This is a genomic window from Edaphobacter modestus, from assembly GCF_004217555.1.
In the GTDB taxonomy this organism is placed as follows: Bacteria; Acidobacteriota; Terriglobia; order Terriglobales; family Acidobacteriaceae; genus Edaphobacter; species Edaphobacter modestus.
Genome location: NZ_SHKW01000001.1, coordinates 3,376,284 through 3,395,218 on the forward strand (window position 1 = coordinate 3,376,284; position 18,935 = coordinate 3,395,218).

The 18,935-nt window shown below is 58.4% G+C and carries 17 protein-coding genes; 7 read left to right on the forward strand and 10 right to left on the reverse strand.

Annotation, left to right across the window (positions count from 1 at the left end; genetic code table 11):
* Positions 1–13: 13 nt before the first annotated feature.
* A complete protein-coding gene (locus tag BDD14_RS14340; RefSeq protein ID WP_130419403.1) occupies positions 14–865 on the forward strand; it encodes a carboxypeptidase-like regulatory domain-containing protein in 852 nt (283 codons plus the stop codon).
* Between the two features lie 318 nt (positions 866–1,183).
* Here BDD14_RS14340 and lipA read toward each other — a convergent pair whose 3' ends face one another.
* The 6 genes from lipA to dacB form a co-directional block, all read right to left on the reverse strand.
* Entirely contained in the window at positions 1,184–2,128 is a 945-nt protein-coding gene (gene lipA, locus BDD14_RS14345) for a lipoyl synthase (protein ID WP_130419404.1), read from the reverse strand.
* Complete coding sequence (locus BDD14_RS14350) at positions 2,125–2,991, reverse strand: TIM barrel protein (protein WP_242617949.1); 867 nt, start codon at positions 2,989–2,991, stop codon at positions 2,125–2,127. Before BDD14_RS14350 ends, lipA begins: the two co-directional genes overlap by 4 nt.
* A 95-nt stretch (positions 2,992–3,086) precedes the next feature.
* On the reverse strand, positions 3,087–3,464 hold the full coding sequence (locus BDD14_RS14355) for a hypothetical protein (protein ID WP_130419405.1): 378 nt from the start codon (positions 3,462–3,464) through the stop codon (positions 3,087–3,089).
* On the reverse strand, positions 3,461–3,805 hold the full coding sequence (locus BDD14_RS14360) for a c-type cytochrome (RefSeq protein ID WP_130419406.1): 345 nt from the start codon (positions 3,803–3,805) through the stop codon (positions 3,461–3,463). Before BDD14_RS14360 ends, BDD14_RS14355 begins: the two co-directional genes overlap by 4 nt.
* A gap of 18 nt (positions 3,806–3,823) precedes the next feature.
* Complete coding sequence (locus tag BDD14_RS14365) at positions 3,824–4,561, reverse strand: sulfite exporter TauE/SafE family protein (protein ID WP_130419407.1); 738 nt, start codon at positions 4,559–4,561, stop codon at positions 3,824–3,826.
* A gap of 92 nt (positions 4,562–4,653) precedes the next feature.
* Positions 4,654–6,354: a D-alanyl-D-alanine carboxypeptidase/D-alanyl-D-alanine endopeptidase gene (gene dacB, locus BDD14_RS14370; RefSeq protein ID WP_242617950.1), complete on the reverse strand. Its 1,701-nt coding sequence runs from the start codon at positions 6,352–6,354 to the stop codon at positions 4,654–4,656.
* 53 nt (positions 6,355–6,407) lie between these two features.
* Between dacB and folP the strand changes: the two genes are divergently transcribed.
* Positions 6,408–7,328, forward strand: a complete 921-nt coding sequence (folP, locus tag BDD14_RS14375) for a dihydropteroate synthase (RefSeq protein WP_165420083.1) — start codon at positions 6,408–6,410, stop codon at positions 7,326–7,328.
* On the opposite strand, the gene BDD14_RS31835 is transcribed toward folP, so the two are convergent.
* Both BDD14_RS31835 and BDD14_RS14385 read right to left on the reverse strand, forming a co-directional pair.
* Complete coding sequence (locus tag BDD14_RS31835) at positions 7,307–7,711, reverse strand: hypothetical protein (RefSeq protein WP_165420084.1); 405 nt, start codon at positions 7,709–7,711, stop codon at positions 7,307–7,309. The two genes, folP and BDD14_RS31835, sit on opposite strands and share 22 nt — an antisense overlap.
* A gap of 152 nt (positions 7,712–7,863) precedes the next feature.
* On the reverse strand, positions 7,864–8,913 hold the full coding sequence (locus BDD14_RS14385) for a VWA domain-containing protein (protein ID WP_130419408.1): 1,050 nt from the start codon (positions 8,911–8,913) through the stop codon (positions 7,864–7,866).
* A gap of 147 nt (positions 8,914–9,060) precedes the next feature.
* Between BDD14_RS14385 and BDD14_RS14390 the strand changes: the two genes are divergently transcribed.
* The 5 genes from BDD14_RS14390 to BDD14_RS14410 all read left to right on the forward strand — a co-directional run bounded on the left by BDD14_RS14390 (position 9,061) and on the right by BDD14_RS14410 (position 15,441).
* Positions 9,061–10,653 carry an alpha-L-fucosidase gene (locus tag BDD14_RS14390; RefSeq protein WP_130419409.1) on the forward strand — a complete coding sequence of 531 codons (1,593 nt, stop codon included), beginning with the start codon at positions 9,061–9,063 and terminating at the stop codon, positions 10,651–10,653.
* A gap of 62 nt (positions 10,654–10,715) precedes the next feature.
* Positions 10,716–12,200, forward strand: a complete 1,485-nt coding sequence (locus BDD14_RS14395; RefSeq protein ID WP_130419410.1) for a DNA recombination protein RmuC — start codon at positions 10,716–10,718, stop codon at positions 12,198–12,200.
* A gap of 145 nt (positions 12,201–12,345) precedes the next feature.
* On the forward strand, positions 12,346–12,588 hold the full coding sequence (locus BDD14_RS14400; protein WP_026387969.1) for an acyl carrier protein: 243 nt from the start codon (positions 12,346–12,348) through the stop codon (positions 12,586–12,588).
* A 2-nt stretch (positions 12,589–12,590) separates the two neighbouring features.
* Positions 12,591–13,841, forward strand: a complete 1,251-nt coding sequence (gene fabF / locus BDD14_RS14405; RefSeq protein ID WP_130419411.1) for a beta-ketoacyl-ACP synthase II — start codon at positions 12,591–12,593, stop codon at positions 13,839–13,841.
* Between the two features lie 106 nt (positions 13,842–13,947).
* A complete protein-coding gene (locus BDD14_RS14410; protein ID WP_130419412.1) occupies positions 13,948–15,441 on the forward strand; it encodes a sialate O-acetylesterase in 1,494 nt (497 codons plus the stop codon).
* A gap of 4 nt (positions 15,442–15,445) precedes the next feature.
* On the opposite strand, the gene BDD14_RS14415 is transcribed toward BDD14_RS14410, so the two are convergent.
* Entirely contained in the window at positions 15,446–16,189 is a 744-nt protein-coding gene (locus BDD14_RS14415; RefSeq protein WP_130419413.1) for a YIP1 family protein, read from the reverse strand.
* Between the two features lie 100 nt (positions 16,190–16,289).
* Positions 16,290–18,935, reverse strand: a complete 2,646-nt coding sequence (locus BDD14_RS14420) for an ABC transporter permease (RefSeq protein ID WP_130419414.1) — start codon at positions 18,933–18,935, stop codon at positions 16,290–16,292.

Below are 18,935 nucleotides of genomic sequence, written 5' to 3' on the forward strand. Positions count from 1 at the left end.
GCTGAATGAATAAATGAATAAGCTCTTTCTTTCCCTGGTATTGATCCCTACGCTTCTATACGGATCTTTGCCTGGGCAGACTCCCGCGACAAGCCGCCCGATTCTCGGCACTGTCCAAGATACGAGCGGCGCGGCAGTTGCTGGCGCGTCGGTTGCCCTGGAGAGTCCAGACGGCAGCGAAATCATGCACACGATCACCGACGGTGTCGGTGAATTCCAGTTCAAGAACGTTCCTCGGGGCAGGTATCTTGTGGATGTCCGCCAAAACGACTTTAAAGAGACCAAAACGAACGTAATGGCCGATTCAGCGAGCCATCCGCCAGTTCGGATCGTTCTGCCTATAGCTGGAGTGGAAGAGCAAATCGACGTCGGAGCGTCCGATAGCTCCGCCCAGGTCAGCACGGAAATTAGCCAGAACCAGAACAGCAATTCTCTGGATCGCAATGCACTGGATCGTTTGCCGGTCTTCGATCAGGACTACATCACCACGCTATCGCGGTTTCTTAACCCAGACGCTACAGGAAGCAACGGCGTCACACTCGTCGTCAACGGAGTTGAGGCAAATGGGCCTGGTGTCACAGCGTCCGCCGTTCAAAACGTAAAGATCAACCAGAACCCATACTCAGCGCTCTTCTCGAGACCTGGACGCGCTCGAATTGAAATTACGACGGCGGGTGGAACACCACAGATCCACGGATCTGCGAACTTTCTCTATCGCGATTCGTTCTTCGATGCCCGAAACCCTTTCGCGGTCGTGAAACCCGGAGAGCAGCGAACCTACTACGAAGGTTCTGCCCCAACACCGGAGCCAGCACCCGTCCCTAGGAGAAAAGCGATTATCTCCAAACAATCCATAAAGGCTTGAGGGAAGGGCTGGAAGAACCGCCTTCTTCGATAGTCCGACTGCACTTGCAATTGACACCAGGCGAGGATCGTCGGGACCCATGGAATCAAGATGACTACGTGAAATATCGATTCTCTCGAGGAGCCTTTTAACTGGCACGATATTGTCGGACGCAATTTTAAACAACCAGGAAGACAAAATCTCGTCATTACGGCGTCGCGGATGACACGGGAGAAGAAGAGATGACATTTGGTGTCCCCTCGACTTGAAAGCTCCTGCGACACGTCCGGCTGCTTAAGCAAACATCGCTAATTTGTACCAGTACAAATTAGCGATGTGTCAGTACAAATTAGCGATGTTATTGACAGCCAGCCCCGTCGACTCTGCCTGCTCCTGTGCGTGATAGCTCGATCGAACCAGCGGACCGGATTCCACGTGTCTGAACCCCATTGCCAGGGCTTCGTGCTTGAGGAAGGCGAACTCGTCCGGTGTGTAGTAGCGGGTCATCGGAAGATGATCGCGTGAGGGGCGGAGATACTGACCGATGGTGAGGATATCGACGCGCCGGTCCGCAAGGTCGCGGAAGACGGCCAGAAGCTCGTGCATCTCCTCACCCATACCCACGATAATGCCGGTCTTGGTAACAATCTGTTCCCCGCTCTCGGCGGCAATCTCTTTTGCATACTCGAGGAACCGCAGCGAGCGCTCATATCGGCCGCCCGACTTTGCGACGCGATAGAGCCGCGGCACGGTCTCTATGTTGTGATTCAGGATCTCCGGTCGAGCGGCGACGACCAGCCGCAGCGACTCCTCATTGCCCTGAAAGTCGGGGGTGAGAATCTCTATGCGGCAGCCGGGAGCCTGAAGGCGAATCTCCTCGACTACCTTCACAAAGGCGTGGGCTGCGCCCACATTGTCGTCATCGCGATTCACGCTGGTGATCACGGCATGATGCAATCCAAGCTGCGCGACCGCATAGGCCACGCGGCGCGGCTCGTCGAGATCGATGGGCTCAGGCCGGCCCTTCGGTACCGCACAGAAACCGCAGCGGCGCGTGCACAGATTGCCGAGCATCATGAAGGTTGCGGCCTTCTGGTTCCAGCACTCGCCGATATTGGGACAGTGAGCGCTCTCGCAAACCGTATGAAGATTGAGCTCGCGCGCCATCTTCTTCAGATTGTGAAAGGTCTCGCCCATGGGAGCTTTCGCCTTCAGCCACGCCGGCTTGGGCGCGGGCTTTCGGGGCGTAAGGTCGATCTGGACCAGCTCGGCGGTCGGAGTCATCTTCTTAATTGTATCGCTTGCGACGCTTCCAGCCGGGCGCCGCGCAACGACTCGACGATCTCCCCGGTCGGATAAAACTCCATTGCGATCATTCCGTCGTACTTCAGTTCGCCCAGCTTGCGGTAGATGTTGGCATAGTGAATCTCCCCGGTGCCTGGCTCGTGGCGGCCGGGAACATCGGCTACATGGATCAGCCCGACGGAATGAATATTCTTTTGGAGCTTCTCGATCAGATTTCCGTGGGTACGCTGCTCGTGGTAGAGGTCGTAGAGCACCTTGATCCTGGGGCTTGCCACCGCCTCCACAATCTCGAAGGCCTGCTCGACGGTATCCATCCAGATCGGCGGGTTCTCCAGCCGGTCGATTGGCTCAAGAACCGCATTCGTTCCCGTCTGTTCGAGGACATCAGCGGCCCGCTTCAGCGTCTCGATAGATACCCGCTGGTGGTCCTGGTCCGACATGCCCTGGACACGCTTGCCCGAGAACAGGATCAGCCTCTTACAACGGACTCGCTGGGCCGCCTGCGCGAACTCCTTCAGCTTCTCTGGATAGGTCGCGGTGGCGGCGGGATCGGCAAAGCCAGGGACGAGGCCGGAGGTCGCGTCCACGGAGATTCCAAGTGCGTCCATCCGGGCCAGCATATGAGCAGTCTCAGCATCGGACCATCGCAGAGACTCGCCGATCAACTCGACGTAGCGATATCCGGCCTTGGCGACGCGCTCAAGGTTTTGTTCGAAGCTTCCGCGGCTCTTCAGCGTCCAGATCATGACCGAGAAACGGTGGTCTTTCACCGCGGGCCCGGGCTGTGCGCCTGCCTGAATCGCATCCATCGACCATGGCGCGAGGAACGTCGACGTTATCAACTTTCCAAAAACTCTTCGAGTCAGCACTTCAAGAAGCTAGCACAGCTGCCGTTGTAGAAGCACACAGAGAACGAACCCCCTGCCCTCCCAGGAGATCAGTGCAGCCGCTCTCTGACCTCTGTCCGTACGAGATACAGAAAAAATACCAGGGCAAACAATCCCTGCACCACAAATGGAGCCGCATGTGTCTGGCGGAAGTACACCATGTTGCCCAGAAACAGCGTGAGGCATCCGGCAAGCACAAGAGCCCATCCCCAGCGCGTCAGCCGCAGCAGGCCGAAGATTCCCGCCGCAAGAAGCGTACAGATCGCGAGCACACCATACTTTCCCCGCCCCTGCCCAAAGGTGCCGCGCAGCGCCGCAAATGCATTCAGGGTTGTCATCACCAGCATGAACATGCAGATGCCGGCAACACCGGGAAGCATTCCCCTGGCCCGCGTCTGTAATTTCTTCACTTCGTTTGAATCGCTCATAACGTATGCAGATACGCCAGGAGGTCATCGAGATCCTGCTGATCGATCACGTTGGCCTGCGCGGGCATCATGTTCCTTCCGTGAAGAATTGTCGCCGAGACCCGCTCATCCGTAGCAGCAGCCCCACTGTCCAGGTACTGCTTCTGGAAGATCCCGCGCAGGGCAGGGCCGGTGAGCGGGGTGTTCGTCCGGTCGCTATGACAGACCAGGCAATGCGCCTGATACACCCCATGGCCCCGGGCCTGCTGCGGGTTCAGTTGCTGCAGCGGAGTAGGCGGCGGAATAGACTTGCAGCCTGCCAGCGTGCAGGCCAGCACCAAGAGGAAACACTTTTGCGTCATCACTTCTATTCTCTCACCCTACCCGCGAGCCGACTGCACCAGGAGAAGCATCGCGATCCCCATGAGTCCTATATAGACGTAACGGAGAAAGCCGTCGCCATGCAGACGATGGTTCACGACTCGTCCCAGCCAGATGGCAGGCCACAGAATGGGAAGGCACAACAGAAAGTAATGCGTCACTGCGCGACTCCAAAGGCCAGCAGCCCAATATCCACCCATGCCGACGATGCTGGCGGGCAGAAAATACCCCTGCAGCGTTGCGCGGAAGTGTTGTGCGGACCAGCGGCGCATCGCCCCGTAGATCACCAGCGGGGGTCCGTTCATACCGTAGGCTCCGCCAAGCACGCCCGCGCAGAACCCGCAGCTGACGAGCCAGCCACGGCTATCGCTCGTCAACTCAGGGGGTCTGCGGCCAATGAGCGAGTACAGCGAGAACGCAAGGATGACGATAGCCAGCACAATCTTCACGCCTCGCTGATGATTGCTGGTCAAAAGCAACAGCCCTATCGGAATGCCGAGCATCGTCGAAGCAAACAGCCATCCTGTGCTGCGAAGGTGAATCTTGCGCCAGTCCTGCGCGACCACTACGGCCGCGATCGTGATCGAGATCAGCACCGCCAGTGGAGCGGCCACAGTGACCGGAAGATAAAGGGCGAGCAGCGGAACGGCAATCAGCGCCTCACCGAATCCAAATGCCGAGCGGATGAAGGTTGCGAAAAAGACTACCGCCAGAATCTCCGCAGTCGTTGCGCTCACTCTTCGAACCACCCACGAAAGAGTCGTCGCTCCATACGAAAGTTAGTCTTCATTGATCCATTTTACGGCTTGGACTCCCTGCCTTTGGCATCTCAATCCGCCTCCGCAATCCGTTCGACAATCTTGTCCATGGCAACCCGATCCGCGCTGGACCCCGGCGTGTGCGCGCTGACCATGATCGAGAAGATCATAGTTTTTCCGCTGGCGCAGTCGACATATCCGCTCAAGGCGCGAGCCTCGCTCAGGGTTCCCGTCTTTGCGAAGACATGATCCTTCAGCGATGATTTGCCGAACCGTTCCACCAGCGAGCCATCCTCGCCACCGATGGGCAGCGTTCGCTTCCAGTCTGCAAACCAGGGCTGCGTCGACGCGAATTGCAACAGCCGTGCGGTCGCGCGCGGAGCCACGAGGTCGTGACCGCTTAAGCCCGACCCATCGAAGAAGACGAAGTCCTCAGGGTCGATCCCTGCGCGCGCGGTTAAGAATGCCCGCACTACGCGCACCCCATTGACAGTCGATCCATCATTCAGAACGGCAGCGCCAACGTTGTGCAGAAACATCTCCGCATGGAGGTTCTGACTCACCTTGTTGGTGACGACCATATCCTCGATCAGGGGAGGCGAGGTGTGTTGACCAAGAATCGTCTCCGTTGCGCTTCCGCAATCATTCACGCATCTGAATGAAGCAACCGCCGGAGGATACGTCTTTGCCCAGTCGATCACGAGTACGGGCTCGTGCGAGGCCTGCAGAAAACCTCTCGAATCGCTTGAGATGCGATGCTTCGCCCGGGCCACTCCCGTCACCAGGATTCCACGCGCTTCAAGCATCGACTTCAGTGCGGAGGCCGCGTACTCGGCAGGGTCGTGAATCGCAACCTCTTCCTCATCCGGATGAGCATCCACTGCAATCGAGCCATAGATTCGAAGAACCTTCGAACCCAAAGCACGTTCCATCTGGACATGAGCGCCGCTCGTTGCCGGTCCCGTGGTCAGCGCGGTCGAATCAACCGTGTAATAAGGTGCGATAGGATCAATCGTCACGGATGCCGGTGAACCAGGTCCGCTGCCCGGTGTAACCGTTACTTTCAATTGGCTGTCGTTGATCGTCAGCGCGGAAACCGGGGCTCCGTAACCCCAGACCGAGTCATCAATGGACCAATCCTGGGGGTACGGCTCCCATGGATAGAGCGTATCGTCACCGACCACATCGCCGTTGATCACCTTGAGGCCTGTCTTCGCCACCTGGTCGGCCATCTCTTCGAGATATCGCAAGGCGGGGGGACCCGGCGGCGGCTGCTGCCCAGGAGTAACTCGTGGGCGCATCGCTGGCGGAACATAGGGAATCTCGCGCCCTGAGAGATTCGCGTCTCCACCTCCGACGAGCACTACATCGCCCACAAGTCTGCCAGGCGTGCTGAAGGCGCCCCTCGTGACCACCTTCGTCTGAAATGTGGCATTCGCGCCGAGTAACGCAAGGGCCGTTGCCGTGGTGAACATCTTTGTGTTGCTCGCGGGCTGGAAGAGCTGGCCTTCATTCAACGAATAGACTGGCGTTCCATCCATCGCAGTGACCTTGATTCCCCAATGCGCCCTCGCTACCGCAGGGTCGGCGAGCACGGCCTCGATCTCGCGTGCGAGCTTTGAATCCTCTTTCGCCCGTCCTGCCTTGGCCGAAACGTCTGCCTTGGCTCCCCTTTTCTGCGCCGGGACGGGGGCTGCAGTCACGATCGCAAGAGCTGCAACGGCCACTACACCGTACATTGTCTTCATATTCGCGAAGTCTAGCATCCTCATGGTCTTTGCCAGCGTCTTTCCTGCATGGCGCGGCCTCGCTCTAGAATCGCTTCATGGCCTTCGCCTCACGCCCGCACTACGACTGGCAGCTACGCACCCGCTCCCTTGCGCTCGGCCGCCGGACGTTGGTGATGGGTATCCTCAACGTCACGCCTGACTCGTTCTCCGACGGCGGCCATTTCTTCGCTCCCGAAGAAGCGCCCCACCGAGCACTGGAGCACGCGATCGCTATGCTCGATCAGGGAGCCGACCTGATCGACCTGGGCGGCGAATCCACACGACCGGGCTCGACAAGGGTCTCAGCCGACGAAGAACAGTCCCGGGTTCTTCCCGTGCTCTCTGCCCTCCTTCAGGAACGTCCATCGACGATCGTCTCGATCGATACCTTCCACGCATCCACCGCCCGGTGCGCCGTGGAAGCCGGCGCCGAGATCGTCAACGACGTCAGCGGTCATCTCTGGGACACAACCATGTCCAGCACTTGTGCGCGGCTTTCCTGCGGAGCTGTTCTTATGCACACGCGGGGCACGCCATCCGAATGGAGCTCTCTGCCGCCACTGGATCCGGAGGAGATCGTGCCTCTCATCCTCACGAGTCTCGAGGCAAGTGTTGTCAGCGCCGAGGCTGCGGGCGTTCTTCGCCGCCGGATCGTCGTCGATCCTGGACTCGGCTTTGGCAAGAGGCTGGAGGAAAACTATCCCATCCTGGCGAACCTGGCTGCCCTGCATCGGCTCAAGCTGCCGATCATGATCGGCGCCTCGCGCAAGAACTTCCTCGCCAATACTCTCGCGCAGGCTCCGAACCTCGCTGCGATGAGCAACGGCGAGCTGCCACCAGCGCACGCTCGCATCAACGCGACCCTGGCAGCGAATGTGGCAGCAATCCTCTCCGGAGCTCACATTCTCCGGGTTCACGACGTCAAGCCGGCCTGCGAGTCTGCCGCCATCGCGGATCAAATTCTTCTCGGCTGCTGACTTAGGTGATAACGATTGGCAGACAGAGCTAAATAAATCCTTTCTGATCCACCTTCGTCTCCCAAGGCCTCGTCGTCATCATCCTCATCCTCATCGTCATCGTCGTCATCATCCTCATCCTCATCATCTTCGTCGTCGACATCGGCGTCGTCGATTGTGCGCAGACCAGGCTTGCGATCGTCCACATCCGCGGGACTCTCCCGTTCACCCGGTGTCGGTGACTGCAACGCCTCGCTTCCCGCCCACTCGGTGGGCTTGCTGCTGGAGTTGTCGAGGGTTGCTGTCACATCTGGACCCACTTTACGCACCGTGTCGTCAAAGGTGCCTGGATCCTTGTGCACACTCGATCTCTGATTTGGATTGTTCCCTTCAAGGTTTGCCATAATCCCTCCCGACGCGCGGCTGCAACCCAACGTGTTCAGGATTGGATGCAATCTGGCCGGGCGCGACAGGGTCTGGGAGATCGTTTTCAAAATCTTCCCCCAGACACCTGCGCGATACTGCTGGCGCTTCTTTCACCTGCGGCGCCAACTCCTCAAGGCTGCGAGTAATAGCCCTGGATCGTCCTTGCCGTGAGACCGGGCTTCGTCATCCGGATTTCGACGGAGTGATACTCGTCCCGGCGGTCGGCGGGAGGGGGATCGTATGAGATCTCGTAGTATGCGGTAACGTCTTCGACGCTGTGCTCAAGCAGGGCAGTGAGATCATTGGAGTTCACGGCCAATCCACCACTCTGCACAGCCAATACCTGCAATGCCAGATTGCCCAAGGCGGCGTCCCGAGGCTTCGTCAAACCTTTCACAAAGTTTTCGTAATAAAGGTTGCGAAGCAACGATTCGTTCGCACCCAGCGGATCGAGCGCGTAGAGAGTCACTTGCGCCTGACGAAGCTGGGTGGACAGTTGCACGACGGTCGAAAAGATCTGTTGTTCCTGCTTCGCACCGAGCTGAACATTCGGTCCGCTCAGCAGCGGCCAACCCGGCGAGACCCACAGAATCAGCTTGCGCCCCTTCTTCATACCTTCTCGCGCCACCAGTTGGTGCATTGCGTTGATCGAGAGATTCATCCGGTCATCCGCCCCATAGAATCCGCTCGAGCGTCGAAGCGTTCGAAGACCACCCGTGTACTGATCAAGGGCCGTGCTGAGAGCATTACCGTCCTTCGAAGGGCTCGGTTGGATTTGCATCCCCGTATCGGTAACGATCGCCAGCGACGTGGGATTAGCCAGGTGTTCCCCATGAGACCGCAGGAAGTTTTTGATCTGATCCCGTTCCATTGCGACAGTGGAGAAGGTGGCGTTTACTGCGTCGATCACCAGCAGGACCTCCACCGGAGCCTTTTCGCCTCCCAACTCCGCAAACGAGGTCATCGCCTGGGAAGCCTTGTTGTCGAGGACCTGAAAATCCTGCTGCTGAAGCGATGCAACGGGAAGCCCTGACCTGGGCGAAACCACCACATCGAGGATGACCTTCCCTCCGGGCTCAGCTTTCGGCTCAGTCTGCTGTGCGGATAGAGATAGTGCAGAAGAAGAAGCGAAGATCAGCGAAGACAGAACAAAAACACCACATCGGCTTGCGATGGACATAGGAGGACTCCCTTGCCAAGGCCTCGCACGGCCCGATGTCGAGCCCGCTGGACCTGGTCAACCTATGGATTAGACGAGATGAAGTCTCCGCAAGACGCTATTTCTAAAGAGTGGAGCTCTTTAGGGAGATGAAATAGAGTGGCATGCATGCCGATCTCACGCAGGCGCATCCTCACCGACTCCGCTCTTCTGGCTGCCGCATCTCTTTTGCCTCGACCATTGACTGCCGCGCAGACCGGTGCTCCGCAAGGAGCCGCCGACGCCTACGCCACTCCAAAGCCCGACCTCAACGGGCCGGTGCAGCCCACATGGGAATCTTTCCGCGACACCTATGCCGTGCCGACGTGGTTCAACCAGGCGAAGTTTGGAATCTTTATCCACTGGGGCCTCTACTCCATCCCGGCGCACGGCAGCGAGTGGTACGAGCGTCACATGTACAAGGATGCCGAAGGCATTAAGTGGCACGCCGAGCACTACGGGCCGCAGGACAAGTTCGGCTACAAGGAGTTCATCCCTCTCTTCAAGCCCGACAAGTATCACGCCGAGGAGTGGATCTCGCTGTTTCAGCGCGCGGGCGCACGCTATGTCGTCCCTGTCGCCGAGCACCACGACGGCTTCCCCATGTATCGCTCCGAGCTGACGCCGTGGTGCGCGGGCCGCATGGGGCCGAAGCGCGACCTGACCGGCGAGCTTGCCACGGCGGCGCGCAGGCAGAACCTCATCTTCGGGCTGTCGTCCCATCGCATGGAACACGCCTACTTCGCCTACCCGGCCAAGGGTTTGAAGACGGACCAGTTCAACCCGATGCTCGCTGGGTTCTACGGGCCGCCGATCGATCAGCAGTTCAACAGCGGCGCCAACTCAAAGATCTTCCAGCTGGACTGGCTGGCGCGTGTGCAGGAGCTCATCGATAAGTTCGAGCCGCAGATGCTTTACTTCGACAACGGCGTAAACCCGCGGGAGTACGACGAGGTGAAGCTGCGCGCCGCCGCATACCTCTACAACCGGGCCCGCGAACGCGGCTACCAGGCCACGCTCGCTACCAAGGACGACGCGTATCTCTTCGCGACCGTCCAGGATTTTGAAGGTACCCACCATGCGCCCAAATGGCCGTACGCCGGAGCCTGGCAATGCGACACGCCCATAGGCAATTCGTGGGGCTACATCGAGGGATTGAAGGTCGCCAGTGGCCTGTCGCTGATCCATCAGATCGTCGCGGTCGCAAGCTGCGGCGGCAACCTGTTGTTGAACATCTCGCCAAAGGGAGACGGTTCCATCCCCGAAGACCAACAGCAGTCCCTGAGCACGCTGGGGGACTGGCTCACAGACCATGGCGAGGCAATCTACGGCTCCCGGGCATGGATCATGCCCGGCGAAGGCCCGGCCGTGTCTGCCAGGCCGAATGGTGACTGGAAGGGCCGCTCCACTGGCATCCTCAACTGGCCCCGCGTTTCGTCTGCGCCGGAGAAGCCCTACACCGAGGCCGACTTCCGCTTCACCACAAAGGATGGCAAGCTCTATGCCATCGGCTACAAAGAGCCGACAGGCGAGGCAACGATCCGATCGCTCTCCACGGCGAAGGCAAAGGTCGAGCGCGTCTCGCTGCTGGGCAAACAACCGCAGCCAGTCAAATTCCACCAGACAGCCGAAGGACTTGTCTTGATTCTTCCTCCGCAGACAGCCAAGTCCGAACAACCTTATGTTCTGCGGGTGGAAGGCATGGTGCCCGTGGGCCTCTAGCTGTGGATTAATGGCCCGGCCGAATTCGACTCCAATGCTATCCTTGGCGAAGGAAATACGAAATGCTGACTGCCCTCCTTGCCATCCAAATCGTAGTCCTGATCGCCGTCGTCGCTCTGCTGTTAAGAAAACAACAGGCCCCGTCAGATCCGCGACTTACGCAGCTCCCCGACCAGCTCACTCGGCTCGACGCTCGCAATCAGGCGCTCGATGAGCACATCCGCAATGCGTTTTCGCAGATGCGGGCAGACCTCGCTGACGAGGCGAAGCGTACCCGTGAGGCAAGCGCAACCGACTTCGCTTCCCTTCGCAAAGAGGTCACAAGCAATATCGCCGAGCTCAGCCAGCTGCTTCAGGGCGGTCTAAATAGTTTTCGTGACGATAACAAGACTTCGGACAACCTTCTTCGCAAGGCTGTCCAGGATCAGATGGACACCATCAGCCAGCGCATCGCTTCTTTTACGGCCGAGACAAACAAGCAGCATATTGACCTGCGCGAATCCCTCAATCAAAAACTCAAAGATCTCACCGCCAGCAATACGGATCACCAGACTCAGCTCCGTAACGCCGTCGAAGAACGACTGGAAAAAATCAACACAACAAACGCCTCCAAACTCGAGGAGATGCGGAATACCGTTGACGAAAAGCTGCAGACCACGCTGCAGACGCGCCTGACCGAGAGCTTCGGCCAGGTAACCGACCAGCTCAACAAGGTGCACAGCGGTCTCGGCGAGATGACCAAGCTCTCCGACGGCGTCAACGACCTCAGTCGCATCTTCACCAATGTCAAATCGCGCGGAGGCTTCGCCGAGGTTCAGCTCGGCATGCTTCTCGAGCAGATGCTTGCCCCCAGCCAGTTCCTTCGGAATGCAAAGGTCAGGGATGGCTCGCAAGAGGTCGTGGAGTTCGCGGTTCGCTTCCCCGGCCAGTCCGGCGAGACCCTGCTGCCGATCGACGCCAAGTTTCCCCGCGAGGACTGGGAGCGGCTGGAGGGTGCCTACGAAAGCGGGAACTCGGAGCAGATTGCCGCGGCGGGTAAGGCATTCGAGGGCGCCATTAGAACCGAAGGCGACCGCATCTGCTCGAAGTACATCAATCCTCCACGCACCACTCCCCACGCAATCATGTTCCTTCCGACAGAAGGCCTCTACGCCGAGGTAATGCGCCGTGACGCGTTACAGGCTGAGATCCAATCAAAATGCCGCGTCACCATCGCCGGTCCCAGCACCTTATCGGCGATCCTGACAAGCTTCCAGATGGGCTTCCACATGCTCGCCATCCAGGAGAAGGGCGACGAAGTATGGAATGTGCTGGAGGGAGCAAAGAAGGAGTTCGGCAAATTCGAGGGATTGATGGACAAGATGGACAAGCAGGTGGGAACGGTACAGAACACCATCCGAGACCTGGGCCAACGCTCCCGTGCAATCCATAAGACTCTTCGCGAAGTCGGCACGACGGAGAAAGGTCTTCCTGGGGCACAGTTGATCGACTTCGATCAGGCCGCGGGGATCACCACCTTTCTTGCAGCCTCCGGCGAGGACGATTGACAATCCTTGCGCGCTCTGATTTTCCTGCAGCCCGGTTTGCTTTACACTCTCCTAGGCCCTCAGTATGCTTGAGATTGGCCTGCGTTGGGCGTAGCGTCCGCGTATCGCATCGGTTTTGACCCCAAGAGGTATAGAGGAGAACGACATGGCAGCAGTTGATGAAAAGGTGAAGCAGATTATTGTCGAGCAGCTTCAGGTGGATGAGGCTGAAGTTACCCCAGGCGCAAGCTTTCAGGAGGACCTTGGCGCCGACTCTCTCGACGTAGTCGAGCTCGTCATGCAGTTCGAAGAGGCCTTCGACATCCAGATTCCCGATGAAGACGCAGAGAAGATCAAGACCGTCAAAGACGCTACCGACTACATCGAGAAGAATCAGAAAGCGAAGTAATCATGCTAGAGCGTCGTGTCGTCGTAACCGGCCTCGGACTTATCTGCGGGGTCGGTAATACCGCGCCCGAACTCTGGGACGGCCTGATGGCCGGCAAGAGCGGAATGGCCGAGATCAAGGCATTCGATCTCACCGGCCACCCTGTCCGCTTCGCCGCCGAGGTAAAGAACTTCGATCCTCTTCAGTTCGTGGATAAGAAAGAGGCCCGCAAGATGGGCCGGTTTATTCACTTCGCCCTGGCTGCGTCTGACGAAGCGATGAAGCACTCCGGCCTGACCGTCACCGATGAGATCTCCGATCGCGTCGGTGTCCACATCGGATCCGGCATCGGCGGCTTCGATGTGATCGAGCGCGAGCACAGTGCCATGCTGGCCGGTGGACCGCGCAAGATCTCGCCATTCTTCATCCCGGGTTCGATCGTCAACCTCGCCGCCGGTCACGTCTCCATTCGCTACAAGGCCAGGGGGCCGAACGAGGCCACGGCAACCGCCTGCACCACCAGCGCTCACTCCATCGGCGATGCCTTCCGTATCATCCAGCGGGGTGACGCCGACGTCATGCTTGCCGGAGGGACCGAAGCGGCTATCACTCCTATGGGAGTCGGCGGATTCGCGGCCATGAAGGCACTCTCCACCCGCAATGACGATCCCATCCACGCCTGCCGTCCCTTTGATAAAGATCGCGACGGATTCGTTGTAGGAGAAGGCGCCGGAATCCTCATTCTCGAAGATTTGGAGTTCGCCAAGGCGCGCGGAGCGAAGATCCTCGCAGAGATCATCGGCTATGGCATGTCGGCAGACGCCTTCCACATGACCGGAATGGCACCGGAGGGCGAGGGCTGCTATCGCTCGATGAACCATGCCCTCAAGGTCGCCGGGGTCTCTCCTGACCAGATCGACTACGTCAATGCCCACGCCACCTCCACGCCCCTGGGCGACGCGCTCGAGTCGAAGGCCATTGAAAATGTCTTCGGGGAACGAGCAAAAAACGGTACCTTGCTCGTCAGCTCCACTAAATCCATGACCGGCCATCTTCTCGGCGGAGCTGGTGGACTTGAGGCGGGCATCACCATCATGGCCATGCAGAACCAGATCGCGCCTCCGACGATGAATCTCGTCGAAGCCGACCCGGAGTGCCGACTGAATTACGTGCCTAACAAACCTCAGCCGACAAAGATCGACTATGCTCTTTCGAACTCCTTCGGCTTCGGCGGTACCAACGGATCACTCATCTTCAGACGCTGGACCGAATAAGAAACCGACTCTGTTACAAAAAGACGAGAGGTGTGGATATTCCGCACCTCTCGTCTTTTAACCCTCCATTCGCGGTATAAAGGTTGGCGTTCGGAGATACCAACCTATGAACCTTCGCTACCTGCTCATCCTGTTCGCAACTGCAATCTCCGTCACGGCACATGCCGAGGTTGCACTGCCAAAAATTTTCTCCAGCCACATGGTGCTTCAGCGCGACATGCCTGTTCACATCTGGGGTACGGCATTGCCGGGCGAACAGGTTGCGGTCTCTTTCCATGGCAGTTCTGTTAGTGCGACCGCCGACAGGGCTGGCCGCTGGAGCGTCTACCTGCCGCCACAGCTTGCCGGTGGCCCCTTCTCCCTCACCGTGCGCGCCGCTAACACCGTTCAGCTCGACGACATCTTTCTCGGAGATCTCTGGTTTGCATCCGGTCAGTCGAATATGGAGATGCCTTTGGCAGGATTCTCCGGAGCCGACCTCAAAGACTCCGAAAAGGAGATTGCCGCTGCCAACCACCCAGAGATCCGCCTGCTTCACGTGGCGCAGGACACTTCGGACTATCCCCTTGAAGACGTCAAAGGTGCGACGGGATGGTCGATCTGCACACCTGAAACTGCGCGCACCTTCTCCGCCGCAGCCTACTTCTTTGCTCGCGATCTCCAGCAACATCAGAAGGTCGCCATAGGCCTGATCGACTCAACGTGGGGCGGCACTCCCGCCGAGGCTTGGGTAAGTCTTACTGGAATCGCCGCCGATTCGTCGCTGATGCCCGTCTTTGCCGCTCGCGCTGATCGCATGGACCGCGAAAGCTCGGAACGACGCCTTGACCAGATCGACAAGCGGGCAAAGCTCGAAGGAAAGGGATCCACCTCGCCCCGCCCGTGGCATCCCGATCCCGCCTCATGGCAGCCTGCGGCGCTCTTCAACGCCATGGTTGCGCCCTTCACGCCGCTGCCCATCCGAGGCGTCATCTGGTATCAGGGCGAGAGCAACTCCAAGCTGAACACTGTCGAACTCTACAACCGGCTCTTCTCTTCGCTCATCCAGGACTGGCGCCGTCAATGGCGCCAGGGAGACTTCCCTTTCCTCTTCGTGCAGATCTCCGCCTACGCCAGCACGCCGCAAGAGAACTGGGGGCTGCTGCGTGACGCTCAGCGCCGCACACTCTCACTCGCGAATACCGGAATGGCCGTTACCATCGACTCCGGCGATGAGCACAACGTCCATCCCGCGAAGAAACAGATCGTCGGCGAGAGACTTTCGCTGCTCGCACGCAAGATGGTCTACGGAGAACAGGTTGCCGCCTCGGGCCCTCTTTTTCGCTTGGCATATCCTGAGGGTGGAGCGATGCATGTGTGGTTCAACAACGCAGAGGGGCTCACCGCACAGGGAGCGCCCGAAGGCTTCGAGGTTGCGGGAGCCGATGGCAACTTCGTTGCAGCCAAGGCCCGTATCGAAGGCGACACCGTCGTCGCCAGCAGTCCTTCGGTTCCCGAACCGCGCTACGTTCGTTACGCCTGGCCGAACTTCCCGTCTGCGAACCTTTACAACGCAGCCGGCCTGCCTGCTTCTACCTTCACGTCGTATCCCGTGCCCTAACGGTCTAACTGCTGGCAAATGCAATACAGGTCATTACGATCATTCCGAACAGCCACCAGCCAATTACAACCATCGCCGCCTTGCCTCGCGAGACTTTCGCGACGATCGCTGTTCCGATCACCAGGAGTGCGAGCACCCACAACCCAATTACATCGAAGAAGCTAAGGATCGTGCGCAGCCAGGGTGCTGCATCAGGCATGTAATACGCGAGATTCGTTCCTACCGGATTCTGCACGTTATAACTGTCGGTGTTCACACCGGCCATCAGCAGCACAATTGCCAAGAGTCCACTTATCAAGCGGGGTAGCGAAGCATACATCCATACGGCGAACATCCGTCCGTATGTGGTCTGTGCTCCCAGGCCGAAGTTAAAGCTGGCCCAATACAGTAGCGCGCCGATCGCAACGAAGATCAGGATGAAGAGAAACGATCCATAGCTTGAGTATCGGTATCCCTTCGCCATGCCCTGGAGCCGCGCCGCTCTCTGTTCGGCAGTCAGATCATTGAAGGCGTCCGCCTGTTTCGGGTTTTGCTGGATCTGGACCTCCGCGACGCGGGCAAAGCCAACCTGCTTGTCGACAGCGACAGTAACGCCTAACGTAATGAGCAGCGCCAGGGCAAAAGGCAGCCACCACCTTGCGCTGCGAAGAATATCGGTGAACGTCTTCGTGGGCGCGACAAACACATCGACGACGCGCTCCACTTCACTCAGGCCCGTACTCTGCCCCGTTATGACGGCATCCTTCATGCGCACTCCCCTGGCTCCACTGGAGCTACACAGATCAGCGGAAAGATTTGTTGCCAGATTGTAGCCCGGAAGGCGTGGCCCGGAAACGAGATTTTACGTGTTATTCACTTCGCAGGGCCTCGGTTGGGTTCACCTGGGTAGCGGACCTGGCTGGGATCAAGGTAGCCATCAAAGCGACCAGAACCAGCAGGAGGGTCACACCTCCAAATGTCACCGGATCGTGCGGGCCGATATGAAAAAGCAGGCTCGACAACACACGCGAAGCAACAAGCGCCACCACCAGACCCACTACTGTCCCTGCAGCAATCAGTCGCAGGCTTTTGCCCATCACCAATCGCAGAATATTGCCTTTGGTTGCCCCTAATGCCATGCGCACGCCGATCTCCTGCGTACGCTGTGCGACGAGAAAAGCGATTAATCCATAGAGTCCTATTACCGCCAGCACAAGCCCCGTCATAGCGAAGAAACCGACGAGCAAGGTTTCAAACCGATTCCGGGCCGCGATCTTGCTGACCCTCTCAGACAAGGTTTCGATGTTGACCGGAACCGTCGGATCAATCGCAATTACCCGAGTCCGCACCCATGGTTCCACAACGTCCGACGGAAGGGTCGTCTTAAGAACGACGTTCGAACCCCTGTCCCAATCTTCAGGCATGTTGCGTCTGAGCCGATAGTATTCAGGCTCATCTCCATCGGCCAGACCGCCGTTCTTCACATCGGCCGCGACTCCCACGACGGTATACCAGGGATTGTTCTCCGGCATCCATCCTGCCAATCGTAGCCGATGACCGATCGGGCTCTCACCGGGGAACATCCGGGCGGCCAACTTTTTACTCAGGACGAGGAAGTGATCTGCTGAGGTCAGCTCACCTTCGGTAAACCCTTCTCCCTGGACGATTGGAATATCCAGCGCGCGGAAATACTCCGGGGTGACCCAACGCCACGTAACCAGGCCGCCTGTTCCGCTTGTTGGTTTTGGCCTGCCATCCACCGCGATGGAAGCGTAAATCTGGTCGTGATGGTAACCGGCGGGTGGAAGCGAATCGCTCATGGCAAGCGCGGTTACGCCAGGACCGTATCTCAGCTCCCTTTGCAAATGTTGAAAGAACTCCATTCGTCGCTCTGCTGTCGGATAAGCTTTTTCTCCTAGCGAGAGGTTTACAGTTACAACATTCTCCACGCGCATTCCAAGTTGCTGATCCTGGAGTTTCAAAAAACTGCGGAACAGAAGCGCACCACCCACCAGCAGAATCATGCTTGCTGCAATCTGTACTCCAACCAACCACTGCCTCAGAAAGGCCGGCGCGGAGATCGACATCATGCGCCCGGCCAACGCCTGGGCTCGGGGTCTGCGCAGAGCGGGGACAAGTCCGAACAGAATGCCGCAGCAAAGAGCAAACGAAATCGTGAAGAGGATAATGCGCACATCGATCTGAGCCTTGCTCAGGAATGGAATCCCTTCCGGTGCAGCCACAATAAAAAGCTTCAGCAGCAGCTTTGCGAACACACATCCCGCTACAGCCCCCGCCAAAGATAGAACAAGCGACTCCGTCAAAGCCTGGTACACGAGGCGGCCACGGCTCGCCCCCAATGCGGACCGGACAGCAAGCTCTCTTTCTCTCCCTACCCCACGCGCCATCAAGAGACTGGTTACGTTGGCACATGCGATCAGCAGGACCGCCATTACCAGTCCAAAGAGTACCCAGGCAACAAGCTGCACATCGTGCATCTGCCGATCGCGAAGCGACCTTACCTGCAAGTGAACCTCTTTACGAAATGGAGCGGGTGCCAGTCTCAGCGAGTAATCGAACAACGGCTTCAACTCCTGTTTCGCCTGTTCGCTTGTTACTCCTGCCTTCAGTCGAGCAAAGGCCCACATCGGCTGTCCCGGATCTGCCTTCCGCTGGGCCGCTTCATCCAGCCCCTCAGGCATCATCACATCGAAGTCCTGGAGTCTTGGCATCTCGAAGCTTTGTGGAAGCACCCCAATCACACGAATCGACTGGCCATCGATATTCACCAGCTTTTCCAAAATGCTCGCGTCGCCACCGAAGCGGTTCTTCCATAGCTGATATGAGATCAGCGCTACCTTCGGCGCATGAGGACGATCCTCTTCCGCAGTAAAGTTACGTCCAAGAACGAGACTGACTCCAAGAGTCGGAAGAAAGTTTGCTTCCACACGGGCGCAACTCAGACGCGCTGGACGTTCCTCCGTCAGGTCGCACGGATTCACTCCTATCTCGGAGGTGAAAGCCTCAAACGGCCTCTGATTGTCGCGCCATTCATAATAAGAGCCACCCAGCATGAACTCCTGCGGCTCCACCGGAGCAACGAGCCCGACCGAAACAAGTTGATCGGCATGGCCATAAGGCAGAGAGCGAAACAGGATTGGATCGACGACACTGAAGACTGCGGCGGTCGTTCCAATTCCAAGCATGAGGGTCAAGACAACGGTGACCGTAAACGTCGGATTGCGGCGAAACCCGCGGAGAGCATATCGCAGGTCCTGCAGGAGCCTCTCCATCCTGAAGCCAGGACGACTTTCCCGACACTCGTCCTTCGATCTCTCCACGCCGCCAAACGCAATCATCGCCTGTCGGCGAGCCTCCTGCGGCGTCATCCCCGCGGCGATGTTTTCCTCCGTCTGCCGATCGAGATGAAATACAAGCTCCTCGTCCAGTTCGGCATTCTCCCTCCCGAAAAGCAACCTGCGAAGACGGACCCTCCATGCCCTGAACAGTTCCAT

Coding starts and splice junctions, on each gene's coding strand:
- fabF (WP_130419411.1), top strand. CDS start 12,591: ATGCTAGAGCGTCGTGTCGTCGTAACCGGCCTCGGACTTATCTGCGGG.
- BDD14_RS14410 (WP_130419412.1), top strand. CDS start 13,948: ATGAACCTTCGCTACCTGCTCATCCTGTTCGCAACTGCAATCTCCGTC.
- BDD14_RS14390 (WP_130419409.1), top strand. CDS start 9,061: ATGCCGATCTCACGCAGGCGCATCCTCACCGACTCCGCTCTTCTGGCT.
- BDD14_RS14415 (WP_130419413.1), bottom strand. CDS start 16,189: ATGAAGGATGCCGTCATAACGGGGCAGAGTACGGGCCTGAGTGAAGTG.
- BDD14_RS14385 (WP_130419408.1), bottom strand. CDS start 8,913: ATGTCCATCGCAAGCCGATGTGGTGTTTTTGTTCTGTCTTCGCTGATC.
- BDD14_RS14420 (WP_130419414.1), bottom strand. CDS start 18,935: ATGGAACTGTTCAGGGCATGGAGGGTCCGTCTTCGCAGGTTGCTTTTC.
- BDD14_RS14355 (WP_130419405.1), bottom strand. CDS start 3,464: ATGAGCGATTCAAACGAAGTGAAGAAATTACAGACGCGGGCCAGGGGA.
- BDD14_RS14400 (WP_026387969.1), top strand. CDS start 12,346: ATGGCAGCAGTTGATGAAAAGGTGAAGCAGATTATTGTCGAGCAGCTT.
- BDD14_RS14395 (WP_130419410.1), top strand. CDS start 10,716: ATGCTGACTGCCCTCCTTGCCATCCAAATCGTAGTCCTGATCGCCGTC.
- folP (WP_165420083.1), top strand. CDS start 6,408: ATGGCCTTCGCCTCACGCCCGCACTACGACTGGCAGCTACGCACCCGC.
- BDD14_RS31835 (WP_165420084.1), bottom strand. CDS start 7,711: ATGGCAAACCTTGAAGGGAACAATCCAAATCAGAGATCGAGTGTGCAC.
- dacB (WP_242617950.1), bottom strand. CDS start 6,354: ATGAGGATGCTAGACTTCGCGAATATGAAGACAATGTACGGTGTAGTG.
- BDD14_RS14340 (WP_130419403.1), top strand. CDS start 14: ATGAATAAGCTCTTTCTTTCCCTGGTATTGATCCCTACGCTTCTATAC.
- lipA (WP_130419404.1), bottom strand. CDS start 2,128: ATGACTCCGACCGCCGAGCTGGTCCAGATCGACCTTACGCCCCGAAAG.
- BDD14_RS14360 (WP_130419406.1), bottom strand. CDS start 3,805: ATGACGCAAAAGTGTTTCCTCTTGGTGCTGGCCTGCACGCTGGCAGGC.